The 23,907-nt window shown below is 34.1% G+C and carries 24 protein-coding genes; 5 read left to right on the top strand and 19 right to left on the bottom strand.

The genetic code is table 11. From position 1 onward, the window contains the following. Positions 1–64 precede the first annotated feature (64 nt). Positions 65–541 (bottom strand): transcription elongation factor GreA, encoded by a 477-nt coding sequence (gene greA, locus Q0871_RS10025; protein ID WP_299321821.1) that lies wholly within the window; start codon positions 539–541, stop codon positions 65–67. A gap of 132 nt (positions 542–673) precedes the next feature. Here greA and Q0871_RS10020 point away from each other — a divergent pair, with 132 nt between their 5' ends. Further along, entirely contained in the window at positions 674–1,111 is a 438-nt protein-coding gene (locus Q0871_RS10020) for a Rieske (2Fe-2S) protein (RefSeq protein WP_367275139.1), read from the top strand. Positions 1,112–1,114: 3 nt separating this feature from the next. Here the strand turns inward: Q0871_RS10020 and Q0871_RS10015 are convergent, their stop codons facing one another. Further along, complete coding sequence (locus Q0871_RS10015; RefSeq protein ID WP_299321817.1) at positions 1,115–1,780, bottom strand: hydrolase; 666 nt, start codon at positions 1,778–1,780, stop codon at positions 1,115–1,117. A 104-nt stretch (positions 1,781–1,884) separates the two neighbouring features. Beyond that, positions 1,885–4,047, bottom strand: coding sequence for a TonB-dependent receptor (locus Q0871_RS10010; RefSeq protein WP_299321814.1), 2,163 nt, complete (start codon positions 4,045–4,047; stop codon positions 1,885–1,887). Between the two features lie 365 nt (positions 4,048–4,412). Here Q0871_RS10010 and Q0871_RS10005 point away from each other — a divergent pair, with 365 nt between their 5' ends. Further along, a complete protein-coding gene (locus tag Q0871_RS10005; RefSeq protein WP_299321810.1) occupies positions 4,413–6,872 on the top strand; it encodes an ATP-binding protein in 2,460 nt (819 codons plus the stop codon). Here Q0871_RS10005 and Q0871_RS10000 read toward each other — a convergent pair. From Q0871_RS10000 to Q0871_RS09960, 9 genes are all read right to left on the bottom strand, one after another. Further along, a complete protein-coding gene (locus tag Q0871_RS10000) occupies positions 6,847–8,190 on the bottom strand; it encodes a sigma-54 dependent transcriptional regulator (RefSeq protein ID WP_299321806.1) in 1,344 nt (447 codons plus the stop codon). The two genes, Q0871_RS10005 and Q0871_RS10000, sit on opposite strands and share 26 nt — an antisense overlap. A gap of 179 nt (positions 8,191–8,369) precedes the next feature. After that, positions 8,370–8,687 (bottom strand): hypothetical protein, encoded by a 318-nt coding sequence (locus Q0871_RS09995; protein WP_299321802.1) that lies wholly within the window; start codon positions 8,685–8,687, stop codon positions 8,370–8,372. 616 nt (positions 8,688–9,303) lie between these two features. Then, the gene (locus Q0871_RS09990; protein WP_299321799.1) at positions 9,304–9,609 is read right to left on the bottom strand and encodes a hypothetical protein; all 306 of its coding nucleotides are present in this window, start codon (positions 9,607–9,609) and stop codon (positions 9,304–9,306) included. A 153-nt stretch (positions 9,610–9,762) separates the two neighbouring features. Beyond that, on the bottom strand, positions 9,763–10,065 hold the full coding sequence (locus Q0871_RS09985; protein WP_299321795.1) for a hypothetical protein: 303 nt from the start codon (positions 10,063–10,065) through the stop codon (positions 9,763–9,765). 208 nt (positions 10,066–10,273) lie between these two features. Next, positions 10,274–11,812: a DUF4301 family protein gene (locus Q0871_RS09980; protein ID WP_299321788.1), complete on the bottom strand. Its 1,539-nt coding sequence runs from the start codon at positions 11,810–11,812 to the stop codon at positions 10,274–10,276. Further along, positions 11,809–12,372 (bottom strand): ATP-binding protein, encoded by a 564-nt coding sequence (locus tag Q0871_RS09975; protein WP_299321786.1) that lies wholly within the window; start codon positions 12,370–12,372, stop codon positions 11,809–11,811. Before Q0871_RS09975 ends, Q0871_RS09980 begins: the two co-directional genes overlap by 4 nt. Further along, positions 12,333–12,965, bottom strand: a complete 633-nt coding sequence (gene pnuC, locus Q0871_RS09970) for a nicotinamide riboside transporter PnuC (RefSeq protein ID WP_299321785.1) — start codon at positions 12,963–12,965, stop codon at positions 12,333–12,335. The genes Q0871_RS09975 and pnuC overlap by 40 nt, the downstream gene beginning before the upstream one ends. Beyond that, positions 12,949–13,209, bottom strand: coding sequence for a thiamine-binding protein (locus Q0871_RS09965; protein ID WP_073240827.1), 261 nt, complete (start codon positions 13,207–13,209; stop codon positions 12,949–12,951). The genes pnuC and Q0871_RS09965 overlap by 17 nt, the downstream gene beginning before the upstream one ends. Before the next feature lie 26 nt (positions 13,210–13,235). Continuing rightward, positions 13,236–13,874: a 4'-phosphopantetheinyl transferase superfamily protein gene (locus Q0871_RS09960; protein ID WP_299321781.1), complete on the bottom strand. Its 639-nt coding sequence runs from the start codon at positions 13,872–13,874 to the stop codon at positions 13,236–13,238. 82 nt (positions 13,875–13,956) lie between these two features. On the opposite strand from Q0871_RS09960, the gene ahcY reads away from it, so the two are divergent. Then, entirely contained in the window at positions 13,957–15,273 is a 1,317-nt protein-coding gene (gene ahcY / locus Q0871_RS09955; RefSeq protein WP_299321778.1) for an adenosylhomocysteinase, read from the top strand. Between the two features lie 73 nt (positions 15,274–15,346). On the opposite strand, the gene Q0871_RS09950 is transcribed toward ahcY, so the two are convergent. Continuing rightward, positions 15,347–15,931: a DUF3332 domain-containing protein gene (locus Q0871_RS09950; RefSeq protein ID WP_299321776.1), complete on the bottom strand. Its 585-nt coding sequence runs from the start codon at positions 15,929–15,931 to the stop codon at positions 15,347–15,349. A gap of 232 nt (positions 15,932–16,163) precedes the next feature. On the opposite strand from Q0871_RS09950, the gene Q0871_RS09945 reads away from it, so the two are divergent. Then, positions 16,164–17,267, top strand: a complete 1,104-nt coding sequence (locus tag Q0871_RS09945; RefSeq protein WP_299321774.1) for an SDR family oxidoreductase — start codon at positions 16,164–16,166, stop codon at positions 17,265–17,267. A gap of 38 nt (positions 17,268–17,305) precedes the next feature. On the opposite strand, the gene Q0871_RS09940 is transcribed toward Q0871_RS09945, so the two are convergent. Beyond that, positions 17,306–17,641 carry a CCC motif membrane protein gene (locus Q0871_RS09940; protein WP_299321772.1) on the bottom strand — a complete coding sequence of 112 codons (336 nt, stop codon included), beginning with the start codon at positions 17,639–17,641 and terminating at the stop codon, positions 17,306–17,308. A 110-nt stretch (positions 17,642–17,751) separates the two neighbouring features. Here Q0871_RS09940 and Q0871_RS09935 point away from each other — a divergent pair, with 110 nt between their 5' ends. Beyond that, positions 17,752–18,273, top strand: a complete 522-nt coding sequence (locus Q0871_RS09935; protein ID WP_299321771.1) for a 5'(3')-deoxyribonucleotidase — start codon at positions 17,752–17,754, stop codon at positions 18,271–18,273. Here the strand turns inward: Q0871_RS09935 and Q0871_RS09930 are convergent. The 5 genes from Q0871_RS09930 to Q0871_RS09910 form a co-directional block, all read right to left on the bottom strand. Continuing rightward, positions 18,265–19,278 carry a phytase gene (locus tag Q0871_RS09930; RefSeq protein ID WP_299321770.1) on the bottom strand — a complete coding sequence of 338 codons (1,014 nt, stop codon included), beginning with the start codon at positions 19,276–19,278 and terminating at the stop codon, positions 18,265–18,267. The two genes, Q0871_RS09935 and Q0871_RS09930, sit on opposite strands and share 9 nt — an antisense overlap. 26 nt (positions 19,279–19,304) lie before the next feature. Continuing rightward, positions 19,305–22,187, bottom strand: coding sequence for a TonB-dependent receptor (locus tag Q0871_RS09925; RefSeq protein ID WP_299321767.1), 2,883 nt, complete (start codon positions 22,185–22,187; stop codon positions 19,305–19,307). A 184-nt stretch (positions 22,188–22,371) separates the two neighbouring features. Next, the gene (rpmA, locus tag Q0871_RS09920; protein WP_073240841.1) at positions 22,372–22,632 is read right to left on the bottom strand and encodes a 50S ribosomal protein L27; all 261 of its coding nucleotides are present in this window, start codon (positions 22,630–22,632) and stop codon (positions 22,372–22,374) included. A gap of 40 nt (positions 22,633–22,672) precedes the next feature. Beyond that, positions 22,673–23,338 carry a 50S ribosomal protein L21 gene (gene rplU / locus Q0871_RS09915; RefSeq protein WP_299321756.1) on the bottom strand — a complete coding sequence of 222 codons (666 nt, stop codon included), beginning with the start codon at positions 23,336–23,338 and terminating at the stop codon, positions 22,673–22,675. Between the two features lie 96 nt (positions 23,339–23,434). Beyond that, entirely contained in the window at positions 23,435–23,890 is a 456-nt protein-coding gene (locus Q0871_RS09910; protein WP_299321751.1) for a DUF4199 domain-containing protein, read from the bottom strand. Positions 23,891–23,907 lie beyond the last annotated feature (17 nt).

The following is a 23,907-nucleotide window of genomic DNA, read 5'->3' as shown; positions in this document are numbered from 1 at the left end:
TTAGTGCTAATAAAAAATCCTACCCTTTAATAAGGATAGGATTAAATATAGTTATTTAAAAAATTTAAGATCTTGTAATTTCAAGAATTTCAAATTTAATAGCTCCGCTTGGCACTACTATCTCTGCAGTGTCACCTACCTTTTTACCTAGTAACCCTTTACCAATTGGTGAATTAACAGAAATTTTTCCTGTTTTTGTATCAGCTTCACTTTCAGCTACTAACTTATAAGACATTTCCATGCCATTATTTTGATTTTTCAATTTCACTGTAGATAATACCAAAACCTTTGAAGTATCTAATTGGGACTCGTCAATTAAACGTGCGTTGGCAACAGTATTCTCCATTTTTGAAATTTTCATTTCTAATAGACCTTGTGCTTCTTTTGCAGCATCGTACTCAGCATTTTCTGACAAATCACCTTTGTCTCTTGCTTCTCCAATGGCTTGAGACGCCTTTGGGCGCTCAATATCTCGTAAATGATTTAGTTCTGCCTTGAGTTTTTTTAACCCCTCGACAGTATAGTATGATATGTTACTCATAACTTCCTCGTTTTATAAATAGACAAATCCTCTGCAATTGCCTGTTAATTCGGCTTTTTAAGCGAGGATTTAACACAAATATACATAATTTTTACGCACATTTGCTGAAGTTTTTTAAAACTAAATTAAAGCATGATGAAGAGATTAAGCATCGTAATTCTATTGATTATCACTGCTTGTAGCAATGACGGCACAAATAGAAATCCATACTTACAAGAAATCGGTTTTCGTTTTGAAGCAAATTTAAACCTGCCTTCTTACAGCCCTCTTACAAATACGGGTAGCGCTATCTATATTCCAAGTGACCTTGCCGGTACTAGAGGTGTTTTTGTAATTAATGCCGGTTTTGATCAATTTAGAGCTTTTGAAGGTAGTTGCCCAAATCATGCCCCTAATGATTGCTCAACAATGGAACTTGACGGTCAGATTGCAACTTGCTCATGTGATGATTATGAATACAGCCTTTTTACCGGTCAACTATTGAACACACCTGAAGATGAAAATCGTTATTATGACATGTTAGAATACCAAGCAAGCTATAGTGGTGGTAGTGTGATCATCTCTAACTAAGCACTATTCTTCTGTACGATACCTGTCCATAATTTCTTTGAATAATTCGCCCGTACTTGGCGGAGTATATGATATCGCATTTGCCCCAGCATCAATAGCCTGAACTATAGTTTCTTCGGTTTTACCACCAGTAGCAATAATTGCTACATCAGCATCTAAATCTCGTATTCTTTTGATGATATCGGCTGTTTTACCTGCACCTGAAACATTAAAAATATCAACACCTGCCGCTAATCTTCCTTTAAAATCTTCTTTATCAGATACGACTGTAACCGTAACAGGAATATCTATCTTTTCTTTAAGCATTGTAATAAGGCTATTAGGGGTAGGTTTATTTAAAACTACCCCTAAAGCTCCTTGAAACTCTGCATGAATTGCCAATTCTAATGACCGTACACCGGTTGTTAACCCACCACCTACTCCACAAAAAATGGGCTTATCGGCAGCCAAAATCAACGCATTAGAAATTACCGGTTGTGGTGTAAATGGGTACACCGCAATAATCGCATTGGCATTTGTATTTCTAATAATTGCCACATCTGTACTAAACAGAAATGACTTTATCGATTGCCCAAATACACGAATGCCCGAGCATTGCGAAATTACCTCTGGCACCGTTACAATGTTGTTTCTTAATCTACTACCAAAAACCGGAATATTACGCTCCATAACCCTGTATATTAGGGTTCTAATTTAGATTATTCTTCTACGCGACGTACTTTTTAAGCAAATATTTAAGACAAATTTGTAACGGATTACCTCAGCCTCTATTTTTAAAAATTAACAGTTGCTCCCAATAAAAAGTTAGTACCCGCTTGCGGATAATAGCCTTGAACTTCAAAAGTATTACCTGGCGTAGACCAACTGTCTAAATAGGTATAACCATTAGATACATATTTCTCGTTTAAGATATTATTTACCAACCCAGAAAACACAATCGACTTTACTACGTTATTCATTTTGATTTCATAAGTAATATTGAAATCGTTCGTGAAATAAGAATCTAATTTAGATGCTTCTGTATCTGTATTACTTAAATATTGTTCGCCAACAAACTTTGAATACAGCGAAAGGCTCAGGGCTTCGCAAGGCATATAACTAAGAATATTACCTGCTACCAAACCTGGTGAAAATGCAATATTAGTATCTCCTAAACCTTGTAATAGACCATCTCTATCAATAAAGAAATCTTTGTTCTTATTATCACTGATAGCTATATTAGGTCTTACACTAAATTTATCTCCCAACTTAATATTTGCATCTATTTCTAAGCCGAACCTATAGCTATCACCAACATTCTCTCTTAATGGCGCACCAACATCATTTAACTCACCCGTAACCACTAACTGATCCTTGTATTTCATATAATAAAGATTGGTATTTACCTGTACATTGGCAGACACGTATCTCCATCCTAATTCAAAATCATTTAATTTTTCTGGCTTAGGGTTTCCACTTTCGTAATCATTTCTATTTGGCTCTCTATTGGCAACCGCATATGATAGGTAGAAATTATTATTTACATTTAAATCGAATGTTACCCCTGCTTTTGGGTTGAAAAAATTAAATGTATCATCGACCAAACCAGTTTCATCTCCGTTAGCTTTATACCCAACTGTTCTATATTGTAAATCTCCATACAACGACCACTGATCTGTTAATTGATAATTTGCTTTTGCATACAAATTAAAATCAGTTTTAGTTGAACTATCATCATAGTAGCTGTCTTTATAACTACTATTGCTAGCATATCTAGCCCAAATTACTTCTCCGAAATGGTCGCCTTTATATTTATTGAAGCCACCACCCATTATTAAATCTAGCTTGTCTTTCTTATAATTTGCAGAAAATACGGTTCCGTAGAAATCATTATCTAACCAACGTCTTCTTATAAGGTCTGTGGTATTTACTTCACTACCATCAACTATTATTGGTTCAAAACCATAGGTAGAAAAATCGTCTGCCTCTTTATATTGCTCAAAGAAACCTCTACCTCTTGTGTAATGCAATGCAACATTGGTACTCCAGAAATCTGAAATTTGCTCATTCCATAAAAGCTGGGCATGGTCTTGCTTATAATTATCAACCTCATTATCATGAAATTGGGTATTACCATCTACATCTGTATATATACCTGAAGGATTAAAAGTTCTATCATCCTTTAAAGTCTGTGCATCTATACCGTACCATGCTTGGTACGTAACTTCATGACCACCAAATAATATTGCTTTTATCAATGTATTGTCATCTTTATATGCTCCTTGTAAAAAATAAGAATCTAAGTCTGAACGGGCTCTATCAATATATCCGTCAGACTTTATTTTAGACAATCTACCTGAAATTTCAACATGGTCATTTAAGAGTCCCGTGCTGAATTTTAGGTTATTTCTTAAAGTACTATAACTACCAATTGAAGTTGATATTTGTCCGTATGCATCTTGGGAGAATCCGTCAGTTAGTACATTTAAACTTGCCCCAAAAGCACCTGCACCATTAGTTGATGTACCTACACCACGTTGTAATTGCAAACTCTCTGTTGAAGAAGCAAAATCTGGCATGTTTACCCAAAAGGTACCTTGCGATTCGGCATCGTTATATGGTATACCGTTAATGGTAACGTTTACGCGTGTAGCATCGCTACCTCTTACGCGAATACCTGTATACCCAACACCCGCACCTGCATCTGTTGTAGTTACCACTGATGGTAAAAAATTCATTAAAACAGGAATATCTTGACCTAAATTTCTAGGCTTAATATCCTCTTTTGTAAGATTTGAAAATGTAACCGGAGATTGCTTAGTTACCCTAATTGCCGAAACGAACACTTCGTCTAGCACTACTTTTTGACCCTCTAAAGAGTCGGTTTCCTGTTCTTGGGCACAGACTCCCATACTTAGCGCCAAACACGCCGCAATTGTGAAAATAGATAGTTTCATTCGTAAAATAATTACGAATAAAAGGGGCTATTATTCTAAAGTTAAAATTGATTTTTGAGCAACTAAGCTCGATTTCCAAAAGACTTCATGTGAACAAAATAATCACACTACATCTTACTTCAAAAATTTAAAACAAACTTTTGAATTGTCCCTTGGCAGCATTACCTGCCCAGGTTCTTTGGGTATAATCTCAGCTTTGTTCTAAAACTAGAACTCGGCACCCCTTTGAGATGCCGCAAATGTAATGCAGTTATTTAAACTGTCATAAAGAAATTTAAAAAAATAACAACTTGTTTAATTAACATCATTTTAGAACTTAACATCTCGGTTTTATCGTACATATACCAAGCATATGGATACTATATATGAAAGCACAAAAAAATAAATTCACCCTTAAAATCACCATTAGCTACCTATTATTAATCATACTAGGAGTTATAGCCTCATATTACATCTACACAGAAGTTCAAGAATATATAGCCACTGAAACGACCGATGAAAAAGACAGCAAACTACTTAAAACCAATTCTTTTCTTGCGCAACTATATGAAGCCGAAAGCCTGTCTAAACTAGCACTACAAACAAAAAGCAAGATTAAGTTTACGGCTTACGAGAATAAGATAGACTCTCTATACACCAATATTGAAGAATTAAAAACACTTACTGAAAGTGACTATCAACACGGACTTTTAGACAGTCTTAGCTCACTTTTGAGCAAGAAAGTAACGAATATCAACGCCATGCGTTCCATTAGATTGAATGACCAAACGGGTACAGCGATTAATTCTGCCTTAAAGGAGTTTGATAAACTTGAAGAATCTTTAGGAATCATTAAACCCAAAGATTTAGCCCCAAATCTTGATGAGCTTTCACCCAAAGCCCAAGATGCTATTAAAAAAATGACAGACTATCTGAATGCCAATGTTCCCACAGAGAATAATCAGCAACAGAATGCACAAACTATGGACAGTGTGGTTCAGGTTTCAAAAAATCTATTAAAAGACGTACAACAAGAAAATACCTTAAAAGAAAAATCTTTGACCGTACGCGAATCGACTATTAACAGAACAGATATTGAACTTTCTCAGCAATTACGATTTATACTTTCTTCTTTTGAACAGGAGATTATCATGAACAGTATTGCAACTTCTATCAAGAAAGAAACTTTATTAAAACGGAGTATTCGACTTGCCGCTATCGCTGCCATACTTGGCTTTTTAGTGGTGGCTATTTTTACTTTTATTTTAAATCGTGATTTTTGGAAAGCAAACGTGTACCGAGAAAAGCTCGAAAAAGAAAAAGCATTTTCAGAATCTCTTTTAAAAAGTAGAGAACAATTAATAGCTACTGTTAGTCACGATTTACGAACACCCTTAAATACCATAAGTGGTTACGCCAATATTATTGAAGAAAGTGACAACCAAAAGAATAACAAAGAACATATTAGCCATATTAAATCTGCTACTGTCTATGTTAATAATCTAGTAAATGATTTGTTAGATTTCTCACAACTAGAAGCTGGTAAAATGGTTGCCAAAAACTCAACTTTTAGGATCGATAAATTGATAGCGGAAAGCGCCAAAAATATATCATCTCAACATCAAGACAAGAATATTGAGTTGATTTTGAATTTGGATGATTCTTTAAATCACCCTATTATATCGGATGCTTTTCGTTTACGTCAGATCATTTCTAACTTATTAGGTAACGCTTATAAATTCACTGAAAAGGGAAAGATTACATTGGCAGGGTCTATTGTAAAATCTTCTAAGTCTAACATTCTAATTTTTAAAATAACAGATACAGGTATTGGCATTTCAAAAGAAAAACAAGAACTGATATTTAAAGAATTTACACAGGCAGAAAATGATACCGATAAAAAGTATGGTGGCTACGGATTAGGACTTACCATCACCAAAAAGCTCACAGAACTACTTGGTGGGTCTATCTTATTAGAAAGTGAACTTGATAAAGGTAGCACCTTTAATTTGCAAATACCTGTTGCGCTTGGAGAACAATTAGAAGTTGTTTCAAACCCATCTATAGGTTTTAAGAATTTAAAAATGATTGTATTTGATGATGATACTTCTTTCTTAAAACTTATTGGTGAAATGCTAAAATCTGAAGGAATTGAAGCTCTACTATTTTCAGACTTCAACGAATATAAACTTAATGAAAATTTTAATTTTGATGTGGTTTTGACCGATGTTGAAATGCCCTCGGTTACAGGTTATGAAATAGTTGCTCAGTTAAAAACTGGGAAATTTAAAAATTTCAACAACCAACCTATTTTGGCAATGACCGGGCGACGCGATTTATCTTTAGTACATTTTACTGAAAAAGGTTTCTCTAATCTTATTCTTAAGCCTTTTTCCAAAACAGATCTATTACAAAAACTTCATGTCCTTTTCAATAATGCGGATGAAATTATTCCAACCGAAGAAACTCGCATAGCCACCGATTCTCAGCAACTATATAGCTTAAATTCCTTAAAAATGTTTTTGGGTGATGACCAAAATGCTATTGACGAAGTGTTACTTATTTTCAAAAAGGACACCGAAGAGAATGCTCTTCTACTTAGTAACGCAGTGGCTACTTTTGATATTTTACAAGTAAATAAAGTAGCTCATAAAATGCTACCTATGTTTCGACAATTAGAAGTTAAAAATGTAATTCCTATTCTAGAAATTTTTGAGGTTTTGAATAGCAATAATTTTTCTGATCAACAACTCAAGGCAAAGAACATAGAATTACAAAGGGAGACTAAAAAACTAATAGAAATGCTTTCAAAAGAAATGTCTAAAGATCCAAATCATAATAGTTGATTCTATTATATAGCGTTTTTCGAGTTACCTGTAATAATTTAGCTGCCTTAGATTTGTTGTAATTAGTACGTTTTAAAGCGTTTACAATTTGTTCTTTTTCGAATTCTGCTTTTGAAAGACTGCCTAGTTCTGCGGTTTCTAAAACCGGACTCATTAACTCCGATGGTAAAACCTTTGCTTCTACTTTCTCTGTAGTCGATAACAATACTGCACGCTGAATTACATTCTGTAATTCTCGAATATTACCGGGCCAATGGTAAGCATTAAAAATATCCCAAACCTCATCAGAAAAATCAACAATTTGTTTGCTCAACTTTTCATTGAACTTTCTTAGAAAATGAGAAGCTAATACCCGCAAATCTCCGTGTCTATTTTTTAAAGCAGGTATTTGCAATGAAAACTCATTCAATCGATGATACAGATCTTCTCGAAAAGTACCTTTCTCAACCGTCGACTTTAAATCTTCATTGGTAGCTGATAGTATTCGTACATCTACTTGTATTTCAGTATTACTACCTATTCTTTTTATTTTTCGCTCTTGTAAGGCTCTTAACAACTGAATTTGATTCTCATAAGAAAGATTACCTACCTCATCTAAAAATAAAGTACCACCGTTGGCTGCTTCAAAACTCCCTATTTTATCGGCGATTGCGCCCGTAAAACTTCCTTTTATATGCCCGAAAAATTCACTTGCCGCCAGTTCTTTAGGTATTGCTCCACAATCTAGCGCTATAAACGGTTTTCCATTTCTCGTACTTTTTTGGTGAATGGCTTTTGCAGTAACCTCTTTACCTGTACCGCTTTCTCCTATGATCAAAACCGACATATCTGTAGGTGCGACCAAAACAATATGCTCTTCTAATTTCTGGGTTGCCTCACTGGTTAAAATCAATTCTTGAGACGTGGTTACTTCTTTACCAACTACTACTTTTTCTTTTGAATGAACAGGTTCTTTTGAAACTACTGGTTTTGAATTCAATGCGCCATCAATAACCAATAGCATCTGATCAGGAGTAAAAGGTTTAGAAATATAATCGTAAGCTCCCATTTTCATCGCCTTTACAGCTGTAGAAACTTCTGCATAACCTGTCATTACAATTACCGGAATTTCATCTTTTAGATTAGACACCAATTTAATTCCGTCATAATCTGGTAATCGCAAGTCTGTAATTACTAATTGAAAATCGTGTTCTTTTAATTGTTTTTCGCCATCTAACCCAGAATGACTTAATACCACTTCATAACTATTTCTTGCCAAAAAATTTTGAAGCATTTGGGCAAATGAAGTATCATCTTCAATAATTAAAATTTTGATCATAGACAGTTTGGTGTTCTTAGTATCTACGTAAAAATACCAATAGCCGACTACTTGTATTTTAAAATTATCATAAAGCTTTTATATAATCATTTTAAAAAAAGACATAAAAAAAAGGAAAGAATAGCCTTTAGCTATCCTTTCCTGACCAAACCAACTTGAACAAACAAGTTTCTCTATAATTACATATCTATCCAATTACCTTCTTCATCTGCATACACTGTACCTTGTGTACCATCTTCAAGAGATAATACTAGCTTATATTGTTTCTTTTCATTTGTGTATGCCTTATCTAAATTTGCCGTTGGAAAATTCTTTGATACTGCATCTGTTACTGCTTGTGGTACTTCTGCAACCGAAATCTCTTCAAAATCTTCTGCTGCTATTGAAATCTCATTTACCTGGTTATGCTGTATTCCATTTTCTGAAACTGCTGCATCTTGTGCATTCATTGCAAAACCTCCTAATGTCATTGCTCCTAATAAAAATAAAGTTCTCATATTTTCTATATTTAAGTTAATAATACATATCAATACTATTAACAAAGAAAAAAGAGTGCCATAAAAAGAGATTACATTATTATATCTGATTATCAGGCAATTATGATTTAAAAATCTTTTAGATAGCTGAGTAAAGTTGTTCTTGATGCACACCAATGTGTAAATTTTACTCAATAAACTAATCACTGAAAAATGACCTTAGAACTCAATTGAATATAAAAAAAAGGAGCTGCAAATTGCAGCCCCCCTCAAACCACCTATCAAACTCTTGTCTTAAAATTTTAAATTAACACCTCAATCAATTCAACAACAACTAAAATTGGCAATGCTAATCCGGGGGATTATTTCAAATACAATTATCTGGTGGCACCTTCATAGTTAACGGTTAGTGTTTACGCGAAAGTGAAATTTTATTATTTATTTCTCCAAACATAATTTTGATATGACACCTATTGAAAAAATCAAAACTGTGCTTAAGACTAAAATAAATACTAATGTGACCATTGTTTCATAACTTGCTTCACTTATTTAGACACAACATTTTCTGATAGGTCACATTTTAAATAAAAAAAAACCGCATTTAGCAGTTTTTTTTTATTTCTGTCTGTAAAATATACTATCTCTTGTTGATCCAATTACCGTGCTGGTCTATATATACGGTCTTTCTTGTACCGCTTTTAAGCACCATTATTAATTTGAATTCTCCTTTATCATTTTTAAAAGCTCCACCAAGTTTAGAGGTTGGGTACTGTTTTAATATTTCTTCGATAACCGGTGGTGTTAATTCGCTCGATTTAATTTTCACGTATTCATCGGCTATTTTAACTATAATTGCTGTTTCAATTATATCTGAACTAGTTTTTGCTGCTGCGTTAAACATGATTCCGAAAGTCAAGAATACTAGTAATGCGTAATTTTTCATGCTAATAATTTTAATCGTTAATAACTCTAAATCTTAAAATACTTACGGAGTAATCTTACATATGGATTATCAGTTAATTAAATTTTAAAATTTAAAACACAAAAAAGCTGCCTAGGCAGCTTTTTACAAACAACTAATTCAAACTACTAAATATTACATTTCTAACCAGTTACCCTCTGCGTCAGCATAAAGCACACTAGACGTTCCATCTTGTGAAGTAATTTCTAATTTATAATTATTTTCATCATCAACGTATGCTTTACTCAACATTGCACCTTCATAATCGGTTGCTAATGCATTTACAATTGGTGTAGGTAAATCAGAAGCAGCTACCTCTGTATAGTCTTGCAAAAAGACTTCTTCCATAATACCATCATGAAATATAATTGGAGTTGCGGCAGTACCTATTGTTAAACTACCTATGGCTAAAGCTGTGGCAAATACTAATTTTTTCATCTTTCTTATATTTAAATTAAACTCTCTTGAAAGGTATATTAGAATAATTGTGCCAATACGAAATATAACACCTTATATATTTTAATATAATTGATTTTCAGTTGTTTAACTTAAATAATTACTTAGATGCTGTTGGGTAAAAATGTGTGTAAATAGAAAAAGTGTGTAGAAACTACACACTTTTTTATACTATAATATAAGTTTTGACTTAAGCTTGATGCGAATCTTTTAAAAGATCTACCACACTTTTTACAGGATTAAAGGTCACTAATGGCACTTCTACAAAAATCGTATTCCAAAATGCCATAGCCCCGTTCCATAATCCCGGAAGCTCTAATGCCTTTAGTTCTTTGCCATCTTTAGTTTTACCTGTTATAAAACCTTGCTTTTCGTCTACAAACTTTAATAGGTCGAATTTCTCACCTTTATAATTACGAACAGCACAAACCAAATCTACCGGATTAAAATGGGTAGAGTTCTTAAGAAGATCTGCCTGTTGACTATTATCCATATCTATTTGGGCAGACTCTATAATCTGTAAAGAAACTTCGCCTTTACCATTAGTTACCCAAAAAGGACCACCACCTGGCTCACCTTCATTTTTAACCATACCGCAAATACGAATAGGTCTGTTAATCTTATCCTTTAATATTTCAATTTTATCGTTATCAGATTTTGAATCAAAATCATCTGTAAAACGCACATTTAAGTTAGTACCCAAGAAATTTTTAATTTCTTCTAGTTGTGCATCATCTACGTTACCGCTATCAAGTAATGCTGCATATTCAAATGCTTTTTCTTGCTCTTTTAAAAGTACACCTGCCAAAACCTTTTTACTATCGGCAACTGCCTTGGCATCTTTCATTACGGCAACGTTATCAATATTCTTTATAAAAATAACATCGGCATCTTGCTCATTTAAATTCTGGATCAATGCACCATGACCACCTGGTCTAAACAACACAGAGCCATCTTCATTTCTAAATGGGTTATTGTCCATATCTACAGCCAAGGTATCAGTAGAAGGTTTTTGAAAAGAATAATCTACATTATAGGTAATACCTGTATCTGCTGAAACTTTTGGTCCAGAAGCTTTAAACTCTTCGCCAAACATTTCTTCATGCTGTTCTGAAATCGTAAAATGCAAATTTGCCTTTTCGTTAGAACCTGCATATAATGCACCTTCTTTTAAATGTTCTTCAAATGGTGTAGCTGCAGAAGATTCGTACTTATGAAATGGCAATAATCCCTTCGGAAAAAAACCGTAATTCAATGCATTCTCGCCTAATAGATCAGCAATAAAACTAAAAACCTTTTCTCCTTGAGCATCAGATTTTAAATTTAACCTGTCCATCACCTTTTTGTAAAATGGAAAACGCTCTAAACCTTCTGAGAACTTCTTAATATCTTTATCATTAGTTCTAGTCAAATAAGCTTCTAAAGTTTCCTCAGCAGGGTTATAAGTACCTAAAAAACTAAATAAAGCTTTAAACATTCTTGAAGCTGCACCAGAAGCCGGTACAAACTTTAATATATCAAGGTCTTTTAATTTCGAATCATAAAATGCTATGAGCTTTTTCTCTTCTGCATCAGAGAATTTTAGAATACCATTACCTATTACGGCTGCATTCTCTAATTTTACAAAAGGAATACCTTCTTTAAAGGTGTTGATATGACTCAACATAGTTTCTTTTGAAATTCCTTTTTCTGCTAATTGCTTAATGTCTTTATCTGTAAGTTCAATCATTTATGTAATAAGGTATCTATATGGTTAATGGCTTTTTTTAAACGTTGTTTTTTGTTCCCCTTCAAGATAATAAAATTTTTGCCGTATTTTTCTAAAGTATCTTTAAAATAATTGAACATTTCTTCCCTTTCATTTGGTTTATCTCTTAAATCATCAGCCTCCCACGGTATGTCGATGTAAGTTAAAAGATATAGGTCATAGGTATTCTCTAAGGCATACTTTTCTAAAACAGGATCACAATCACCTATATAATATGCTTCTGAATATACTTTGGTTTCAAGGAGATCAGTATCGCATATGAGAATATCGGTAGCCTTTTTTGCCAACTTGTTCTCTAATGCCATTTGCCCTTCGGCAATAGGCAACAAATCGTGAGGCTCGCACGTTTTACGTTGATTGTTCCATTTATCTTGTAGATAATCTCTGGCATATTCTGGCACCCAAACAGTATGGTAGTGCCTTGCCAATTGTTCTGATAAGGTTGTCTTGCCTGTAGATTCTGGACCAAAAAGAACCACCTTTAGGACATCTGAAGCTTCTTGTCTGTATTTTTCTTCCATGCATTGTAACCGTAAAAGGCCAATATTGTAAAAATGAGATATTGTATACTAGTAAACGTAAATCCTTTATAAAAGTATAACGGAATCGATATTAGATCCCCAATGATCCAATATATCCAATTTTCTACTTTCCTTTTGGCCATCAACCACATACCCACAAAAAATATAGCTGTTGTTATGGTATCAACATAAGCAGTCCAACTATTCCATTTATCAAAAACTTGATACACGGTAAAAACAAAAATGATGGTACTTATAAAAATGATAACCGAGGTGATATTTTCCTTTTTGGTTACTCTTGTAATTGGCGTGTAATGTTCTGCATCTACTTTTCTTGTCCATATATACCAACCATACAAACTCATTATAAAATAGTAGGCATTGATCATCATATCGCCCAATAAACCCCACTTTAAAAGTAGGTAAACAAATATTGAGGTACTGATTAACCCTGTAGGGTAAACTAGAATCTTATTCTGTTTAGAGAACCATACTGAAAGTAATCCAAAAATGACCGCTACAATTTCAAGAATAATATCTAGTGTATCATAATCGGAATATTGACCAAAGAGATAATCAAAAATGGGGCTCATAGTCGCTTCTATCAGATTTAACTATTTTCATGAATAAGAGTCCGCGGTCCATCAATTCAAATGCTGTTTTAATTTCGGTATTCAACACTTTCATTACTTCATCATAAGAACCATAAACCTGAGTACTCAACGGATTCTCAAGTACGGTCAACCCACATTCTCGCAGTTTTTTTATAAAATTTATAATGTGCTGTTCAAAATCGTCCTGCAATGGTGAAAAGGTCAATTCTACTGATATATCCATATATAGTATGCTATAATTAATTTATTCTATTCTTTATCTCTAGTGGCATAAACGCAGGTAAATTCTTCAAATTCTAGAAATCTAATTTTATAGTTAGATAAATTTCCTTCGAAAATAATCTGTGCCGTTGTTTTGTGGTCATCAAATTTAAAATCTTGCACATTTATGTGATGTAAAAAACTTACCCCTCTATGACCATATATTTTATAAAGCGATTCTTTAGCTCCCCATACAATAGTCAACTTTCTAACCACTGCCGCAGTATTTGCTAACGTTTTATACTCCTCAAAAGGGGTGAATTTATGTGCTATTCTCAAAATTTTGTCACGCTGCATTTCAATATCGATACCTACATGTTCAGCTGAACTAATAATTATACCCGTAAAATTATGAGAATGCGTAATCGATATAAATTTGCCATCTTTTAAATGGGGCTTCCCGTTTTCATCATAGATTAAATCGGCATCTGTATAGTCATATTTTGAAAGTAAGTGCCTAATACTCAAGAACGCTTTACGATGAAGTTCAGATTTCATTCCGTCAAATCGATTTTGACAATAGGGCGTGAGCTCAATACCTGTCCAAAGGTTTTCTTCTGTCTCTTCAACCTTCCAAATTGCTAAGGAGGTTTCTTCATTTACTGTTATAGTTTTGTAAAGCGGCATGAGATTCTTAGTGTTATTCGTACCTTTGCACGAATTAAAAATTGCTGTACACAGATTAACGAAAGTATAAAATAATAAAGATATGAGCACGAAAACTATTCCGTATGTGCCTTATAAGGTTAAGGATATATCCCTTGCTGATTGGGGAAGAAAAGAAATCGAATTAGCAGAAGCTGAAATGCCAGGTTTAATGGCACTAAGAGAAGAATATAAAGATGAGCAGCCTTTAAAGGGAGCTCGTATTGCAGGTTGTCTTCATATGACGATACAAACTGCTGTACTTATTGAAACATTGACCGCTCTTGGCGCAGATGTTACTTGGAGTTCATGTAATATATTTTCTACACAAGATCAAGCCGCAGCAGCTATTGCAGCAACAGGAGTACCTGTTTACGCTTGGAAAGGAATGAATGAAGAGGAGTTTGATTGGTGTATTGAACAAACATTATTCTTTGGTGAAGACAGAAAACCATTGAACATGATCTTAGATGATGGTGGTGATCTTACCAACATGGTATTGGATAAGTACCCAGAAATGGCCGGAGAAATCAAAGGTCTTTCAGAAGAAACTACCACAGGTGTTCACCGTTTATATGAGCGTGTAAAGAAAGGAACTTTACCAATGCCTGCTATAAACGTTAATGATTCAGTTACTAAATCGAAATTCGACAACAAATACGGATGTCGCGAAAGTGCCGTAGATGCTATTCGTAGAGCTACAGATACAATGCTTGCCGGAAAAAAAGTTGTTGTTGCTGGTTACGGTGATGTTGGTAAAGGTACCGCAGCTTCTTTTAAAGGTGCAGGTTCTATAGTTACTGTTACTGAAATTGATCCAATTTGTGCATTACAAGCTTGCATGGACGGATTTGAAGTAAAGAAATTAGAAACTGTTATTGGTAAAGCTGATATTGTTATTACCACTACCGGAAACAAAGATATTATCAGAGCAGAACATTTTGAAGCGCTGAAGGATAAAGCTATAGTTTGTAACATTGGTCATTTTGATAATGAAATTGACATGGCATGGTTGAACAAAAACCATGGTAACACTAAAGATGAAATTAAACCACAAGTAGATAAATATACTATTAATGGTAAAGATTTAATTATTTTGGCTGAAGGTAGATTAGTAAACTTAGGTTGCGCAACCGGACACCCTAGCTTTGTAATGAGTAATTCATTTACCAACCAAACATTAGCTCAAATCGAGCTTTGGAAAAATAGTGCTAATTACGAGAATGATGTTTATATGTTACCTAAGCATTTAGATGAGAAGGTTGCAAAACTTCACTTATCTCGTTTAGGAGCTGAGCTAACAGAGTTGAAAGATTACCAAGCCGATTATATCGGTGTTACAGTTGAAGGTCCTTTCAAACCTGAATACTACAGATACTAAAACATTAGTTTTAGAAACTAAAAAGGTCCTGATTTTCATCAGGACCTTTTTTTTACTTTATACTTTCTTCAGATTAGTTATTTTCTGCCAACATACCCTCTAAATAATAACAATCTGTTTGCTCTTTAATTTGAGCTAAACCTTCTTCTTTAGAGCTTAACGGATTAATTTTAACCTCTTTTCCGTTTGGCATATAAACGATATAAAATCCTTCTTCAAAAGATGATAATTTTATTATCTCTCCATTAGGTCTTACGGCGTTCCAAGATTTTTCACTTGGCTTATAAACTAAATCAATTTTCTTTCCTTTTTTAGGTCCGTCAACTACGGTTACCTGCATTCTGTTCTTAGTAGCGGTCATTTCAAAAGTGTTACCGTCTCTTTCTACCATTTGAGTCTCTGACTCCCCTTCTTCCATTGCAATTGGGTTAGACCCACCCCAAAATTCGATTACGTTAAATATAATAGCATCTCCAATAAAGAATAATCCATAAACCGGAATTATATTTAAGCCCCAAAATACCAAGTTATTTACAAACTTACTATCAGACAACCCTTGGTTCCAGTCTTTTAAATTATTGAACGCGCTAAAAGAACCTAAGCAACTAGAAAATAATAACGTACTCGCCATTGCAACACAGATAATTGATTTTTTCATATTTAATTTATTTTTGATTAGTTGATGAATTTATAAATTAACCCTTTATAAAAGTAGCCTTATGAATAATCTTATTAACTTAATAAATACAGAAAGTTAACTCTAATAACAGATGGACAAATAAATTACAATACCCATCAAATCAAAACCTGAATAAGAAGCTTTTCCTTTTTAAAAAGGACACTATAGATTTCTTTATTTAGTACGATATTGCAACCTCAATCCATATTTCATGATAATTTTACTTACCGGTGCCACAGGAACTTTAGGTTCTCAAGTTTTATTCTCTCTTATAGAAGAACGATTTTCTAGTATAGAAAAATTATATCTACCTGTTCGTGAAAAGAAAACAGTTTCTCCTGAGAAGCGCATTTCTAATATGCTTGAAAGTGATTTTGCACCTAGTTTTATTAAAGATAACCTTAAGGGTATTCTAGCCAAAATAGTGGTCATCGCCGCTAAAGACATATTAAAACCAGAACAGTTTTTAAGTGGCAAAAAAATCAGTCATTTTATACATTTAGCAGGTTTTGTAAATCTATCCACACGACCAGAAGCTAAAACTGAAATCTTTAAAGAGAATTTTGAATTCACTAAATCTATCTTTGAAACCTACACTCCATTTATTGATAAGTTTACTTACATAAGCACCGCTTTTTCAGCTGGTGATATTGGCGGACTCATTCCTAACGATTATTTACGAATGAAACCTGAAAGACATAGAAACCATTACGAGGCGTCTAAGTTTGCTTCAGAGCAATTTTTAACCCAGGCTGGAGCAGCTCTAAACATACCTGTACAAATCTTAAGACCTAGCGTTTTGGGCGGAAATATAAGCAACAAGCCTAGTTTCTTTATTTCTAAGTACATGGTCTTTTACCTATTCGCTAAATTCTTTCATAATACTACAACAAGAGATGAAATTAGAATTACTGCCAATTCAAATAGTGGCTTAAACATTATCCCAACAGATTATGCAGCCAAAGTCATTGTAAAAGTATTTGATACAACTATCAAACAATTGAATATAGTACACTCTAAAACAACGCATGTTACCAGAGGTGTTTCTAGAATCTTAGAAACTGTAGATTTTGAAAACTTTAAGCTTACACCACATATGATAAGTGCCGCAACTGGTTTTGAGTCTAAACTGGAAAAATTTTACTATGATACTATTGGTGTTCATATCACCCCTTACCTAACCTCCAAGCCATGTGAGTGGGACACGACCGAGCTAGAGAGAATTTTACCCATACCTAAATATAATCTAGAGGAGTATCTAGGAAGCACTATAACCTTTGCTAAAGCAAACGGATTTAGAAATCAAAAATGGTAGTACATTTGGCTAGAATACTCATATTAGCTTCATTAAAATTAATAACCCTCAGAACTTTCCATACCTGCACTCCATCTTCTAACGAATTCTTCTGACCAAGCATCCCAGCCAATAGTCATCAATGTCCATATAGCGATACCAACTACAAGCAGATTAAATACAATACCAATGATGGCTATAATTTTTCCCTTTTTAACCTTTTTAATATCATCATAGTCATTTGGGTTTTCCTTAAATAATTTTTCAGATTTACCTGCCAAAATAAATGCTATTAGAGCTGGTAGTATTCCTATTCCAGCAAAACAACAAATAAACAAACTTAAAAGAGAAAGAAGATAAATGATAGTGGCATTAGGTAATTTCTTTGCGGTCATAAAAGATAATTTATTTTAAAAATAATATTTTTTACATTATTTACAAAAAGGAATAATAGCCTATAGAAACTATATTAAGTTTTATCTTTATTTTAATAAAAATAAAAAACATGATAATTTTTGTAGATATGGATGAGGTTATAGCTGATACCTATGGCGCCCATATAGAACTTTATAATTCTGAATTTAACGGGGAGCTTACTACAGATTTATGTTCTGGAACAGAAGTGTGGCGTATGGTACCAGAAGCTCATCAAGATAGTGTTCGCAAACATGCCACTAGAAGAGGGTTTTTTAGAAATTTAAAACCTATTGCAGGTAGTCAAGAAATTTTGTCTCAACTCGCCGACAAACATGAAGTCTACATCGCATCTGCCGCCATGCAATTTCCTAACTCTTTAGAAGAAAAAAACGAATGGCTAGATGAACATTTTCCTTTTCTACCTTGGCAAAACCGCATTCTTTGTGGTCACAAACACATTCTTAAAGGAGATATTTTGATAGACGACCGCAGTTTTAATTTAGAGAATTTTGATGGTAGAAGTTTACAGTTTACCTCACCCCACAATGTAAATACCGAAGGTTTTGAACGTGTTAATACCTGGTTTGAGATTGGAGAGAAATTATTGTAATCCCAATTTCGCTAAATCATAAAAGTAAAAGTTCTTTTCGTCGTTCATTGCAACGAAAAGTCCATTTTTAAATGTATCATTCAAAGGCATCGTTACGGCTTCACAACCATCTGTTTCGGTTGTAGAGAGATTCACAGCTGTAATATAAGTATTGGTTTCTCTATCAAAAATATTAAACTCACCCTTCTGCTGATTCGATACTATTAAATAACCGTGCCCATCAGCATAACTTGCAATGGCTATACCTTCAATATCTTCATCAAAATACTTACCTCCAAAACAAGAAATCTCTTTATTTCCCATACTGGGTTCTGCATAGTATTTTTTTATACAGAAACCTTCATCAGAGAAATAAACAAACCCATTTTCATCATCAATAGCAATAGCCTCAATTTCTTTTACTCCGCTAAATTTTCCAAATTTTCGAACATAGCTAGAGGTTATACCTAAACTATCAGCATTTAGAGCATACTGGTACAGATAACCATCTGCAGGACCGGTTTTTCTACCTACGATAGCATATATCTTTGCATCTTTAGGGGACTTAAATAAGCTAACCCCCATTGGCAATTTATTTTCTTCTAATTCTTCATCTTCAAAAACCTTAAAACCACCACCATCTAAAGGCTCCATATCTGGCACTGAAAACATTCTTATCTGTTGTTTTTCACGTTCTGTAAAGACCAAAATATCGGTTTTGGTAGAATCGTTCAGTTGAAAACCATATTCAATATCTACATTGTTTGGTCGTTGAATATTTCTAATGGTTTTCTCTTCTATAATTTTTCCCTCTAAATCAAAAGCATAAACAGCCCCATTGGTTTTCTTATCCGTACCGAAAACAATACTCTCTTTAGCATTTTTAGGATTTACCCAAATTGCAGGATCATCTGTATCGTTTAAGGTAAATTCAGTAATTACGTCTGGCGTTATTTTAGGTAACTTACTTTGATTACAAGAACTAAAAACAACTACGAATGCTAATAAATATGATATATTTTTCATTTTATGTGATTGATACAAATGCTAAATTATTTTTTAAAAAGATCATATTTTAAACCTAAAGTAAAACGCTGCCCATAAAACTCGACTTGTTGCGTACGTTCTTTTACTCCTTGGAAATAACGTAATGGCTGATTCGTAATATTCTTTAAATCTGTATATACACTTAGGTTTTTATTTATTTGAAAAGTGGCGTTGAAATCTAAAAACAGCTGCGTATCATAATATCTATCTTCAAAATCATTACCCCCTATTTCATCTATATAACTATCAGAAAAATTAGCGGATAATCGTGTACTGAATTTTTTATCGGCGTAGCCCAAAGAAGCATTGAACATGTTTGGTGCTGTATTAGGTAAATCTAAATCATCTCGCTCATCACCATCTTCATTACGTATACCATCTGCTGAAGATGACAAATAAGTATAATTAAGATAAAGACTGAAGTTTCTGGCAAAGCCTGGCAAAAAGTCTAATTGGCGCTGAAAAGCAAGTTCCAATCCAAAAATAGTAGCACTATCTCCATTTAATGGCTGAAAAACATCATACCCCTCAGTACCGGCTCCTAAACTATCGTCGGGTGCTTCATAAATGAACGTATAAATAAACTCATCTATATTTTTATAAAATACACCCCCAGAAATTAAGCCTACACTTTGAAAATAGTGTTCTGCCATAAGATCAAAATTCATTGAGGTAGTAGGGTTCAAATCAGCGTTTCCTAAAACCAATTCTTTATCTTCATTAATAACTTCTGCTCTTGGTATAAGATCTTGATAGTTTGGTCTGGCCAAGGTATTTGTCCATGCAAAACGGAGTATGGTATTATTAGAAATATCGTATTTCAAGTGCACACCCGGCAGTACATTCGTATATGAATTTTCACCGTTTACCTCTTCTACCAAAACTGCCTCTTCTATGCCCGCATCTTCGTCTTCTTCAACGTAAACAACTCTATTCCCCTTAGATTCTAAACTCGTGTTCTCTACTCTAACACCTGCAAGAACAGTGAATTTCTCAGATAATTTTTGATTGACCATAACATAACCGGCAAGTACATCTTCGTTCACCTCAAAATTATCTGGGGCAAATTCATCTACAATCAGTTCACCATCTGCAACATTTAAATCTAAAGAACCTAACCAATCTTCACTGGCAAAAGAACCAATTTGGTATTGGCTACCTGCTAGAAAATCTGAATCACTATAGTCTTTAACCGGAACGGCAGCCAAAGTAGGAAATTCATCTTCTAAATCGAACTCATAAAAATCGTTATTTCTCAATTTTGATTTAAAACGACCTCTAGCCCCAAACTTTATAGAGCCTTCTCCTTGACCAAAAATATCTGCAGGAACTTCAAAATTCACAAACACATTTACATCCTCTTCTTCGGTATACTGATTTTCTTCTGTTATCTCACCATATTCAAAACTGGCTAAATCAGCATCTGCAGCATTAGCTGCCGAGAATCTTGGATATCTAGAATTTAATACATCATTATTAATAATGTATTCTGCTTCAAATTCTGCATAACGCTCATTAAGTCTCTCTTCAGATGCCTTTGCGTAAGAGGTCATCCAATCTACTTTTAGATTTCCCCAAAGATGATTACCGCCCAAGCTATAATTTTGCATACGCTGATCTTCTAAACGACGGTTTTTATTTCTATTACTATCTATCCCTCCTTTAGATTGCCTTTTAACTTCTACTGGAAAACTGGTAGGCACACCATCGGTAATTACAAAATCACCCATCGTAATATCTTCGGCGTCTAATATTTCTTGAGATAGGGCAAATCTATTTTCTCTATCATCTCGCCAGTTGTACATCGTCTTTAAGAAAACTGTATTGTTGACATCGAATTTATAATCTAAGTTTGCTGAAAAACTACGTCTTGTACGTTGAACCAAATATTTTCGTTGCTCATAAACATTTGCATAGGGATCAACATCCACTTCTTCTAAAACAGCCTCACCTTCACTATCTTCAACTCCTGTATTATATTCAAACTCATCGGTCCATTCAGCCTCAACATTATCTGAACCAAAGTCATTATCATTAATAGATGCAGCGACCATCCATCCAAATTTTTCATTTTTACTACGATCACCTATAAGAAATGATCCATTATAAATAGGTTTATCTGTTATAAAGTTGATACCTGAACCTAAGGTTGCAGAAACTCTAAAGCCTTGTGGAGATGTTCGTGTAATTAAATTTATAGACCCACCAAGTGCATCGGCATCCATATCTGGTTTAACTGCCTTACTGACCTCTATGGACTGTATCATGTCTGACGGAATCAAATCCATCTGAACGTTTCTATTATCGCCTTCCGCGGATGGAATTCGACTTCCATTTAAGGTCACGGAATTCAATTGCGGCGAAAGTCCCCTTACAATTATGTTTCTTGCCTCGCCTTGATCTATTTGCATAGTGATGCCAGGTATTCTTTTAACGGCATCACCTATATTGGCATCAGGAAACTTACCTATTTGATCGGTAGAAACAACATTGGTAATATTTAAATTGGTCTTTTGCGTGTTCAATGCTTTTGACTGGCCACTTAATCCATAGGCAGATACCTCAACGCCTTCCAATTCCATAGTCTTTGGCTCAACACTTAAGTTAACACTGATAGTTTCATTTGCTACTACCGTTATCTCTTGTGATAAATCTGCATAACCTAAATAAGAGACCTTTATGTTGTAAATGCCTTCTGGAATACCTACTATGGTAAACCTACCGTCAAAATCTGTAATCGCCCCTTTTGAAAGGGAAGGAATCATTGCGTTAGCACCTGGTAAATACAGACCGTTTTCATCTGTTACTGTACCTTGAATATTACCTGACTGTGCCAAAAGAATAAATGGAGCAAGAAAGAAAAGGTAAAAAAATACTGAGTTTTTCATTTTCTGAGTGGTTGTTATTTGGCCACAAAGAAATTAGATTGAAGACAGAACTGTGTTGCCTAAATCTTAAGGCTATTTTAAGATTACCCTAATTTTTATAGTTATTTACCTTTGGTTAACATTGTCGTAACAAAAAACCCTCTTCATTGCTGAAGAGGGTTTTTTTAAATAAGTTATTTAAAGCTTATGCTTCAAAAGGCTCAATGGAAACAAATGATTTTCCACCAGCTTTTTTAGTAAACTTTACTAAACCATCTACACGTGCGTGTAAAGTATGGTCTTTTCCTGCGTAAACATTTTCACCAGGATTGTGTCTTGTTCCTCTCTGTCTAACAATAATGTTACCAGCGATTGCAGCTTGACCACCAAAAATCTTAACTCCTAATCGTTTTGATTCTGATTCTCTACCGTTTTTCGAACTACCTACACCTTTCTTATGTGCCATTGTCTAAGGTTTTAAATTTTATTATACTTAATGATTTAGCTTATTTAGCTACACCACCATCTAATTCGTCTTGCCATTTCTGTAACTCATCCCATTTACCATCAGCAGCTAATTGTGCTTGCTTTGGCCATGTTTCAGTTACATGATTTCCACGAACGTCAGCAATAATTTCAGAAATTTTAGCTGCGTCTGTTTTTGCTAATTCAGCAAAAGTAGAAATACCTGCATTGTTTAAGGTCTCAGCGATTTTTGGTCCGATACCTTCAACTTTTTTCAAGTCATCAGCTTTACCCGTAGCTTTTTTAGCTTTTGGTTTAGCTGCAACTGGTGCTGCTTTTGCTTCAACTTTTTTAGCCTTTGGTTCAGCTTTTTTAGTTTCAGCTTTTTTAGCTCCTTTAGAAACAATTGACTCGATTACAATCTCTGTAAGAGACTGACGATGTCCATTTTTCTTTCTGTAACCTTTACGTCTTTTCTTGTGAAAAACGATTACTTTGTCACCTCTTAGGTGTTTAACGACTTTAGCCTCTACTGCGGCTCCGTCTATAGCCGGGGCGCCGATAGTAACGTTCGATCCATCAGCCAAAAGGAGTACATTGTCAAAAGTGACTTTTTTACCTTCTTCTACCTGTAAACGGTGAACGTACACTTTCTGGTCTTTTGCAACTTTAAATTGCTGCCCTGCCATCTCTACAATTGCGTACATATTGTTAAATGTAATGATTAAACCTGATGGATTTTTTCCATAGGCGGGTGCAAATATAGTTGTTAATCGTGAATTTACAAGTGTTTTTTACGAATTTTACGCACTCTTCATACTTCTAGTGTTCGAAGTCTTAAATAGTTGCATAAAAGATAGCGTTAATACCAAGCTTGTCGTAAAACCCATTACCGCAACCACTAAAAATACGATAGCCTCAAAACTACGATAAGTACTTGCCCATTTTGTAGATAATTCCTCTAAAAAACCTGGCTGAAGCTCGGTTGAATACAATGTAAAAAATAGCGTGAATATTAAAGTTGCTACACCACCTGTTATTAAACCTGCCATAAATCCGCCAGCATACGTAAAATCATCTGCCTTTTTTATTTTGTAGTATTTAATAGCTTCATAAATGGCAAAGCCTGTTATTACAGCATTAAATAGACTATAAAACACATTTACATGTAGCCCAAGTAATGACAAGATTAAAAAATAAGCGATTAAAGAGCCACTGGCAGCGACGCCAAATCTAATTGGTAGAGCATAGTTATTCATAACGAGTATATTTTTGT

This window comes from uncultured Maribacter sp. (genome assembly GCF_947500985.1).
In the GTDB taxonomy this organism is placed as follows: Bacteria; Bacteroidota; Bacteroidia; order Flavobacteriales; family Flavobacteriaceae; genus Maribacter.
Note: the sequence above shows the minus strand (reverse complement) of the source record. Positions and strands in the feature narration are given on the sequence as shown.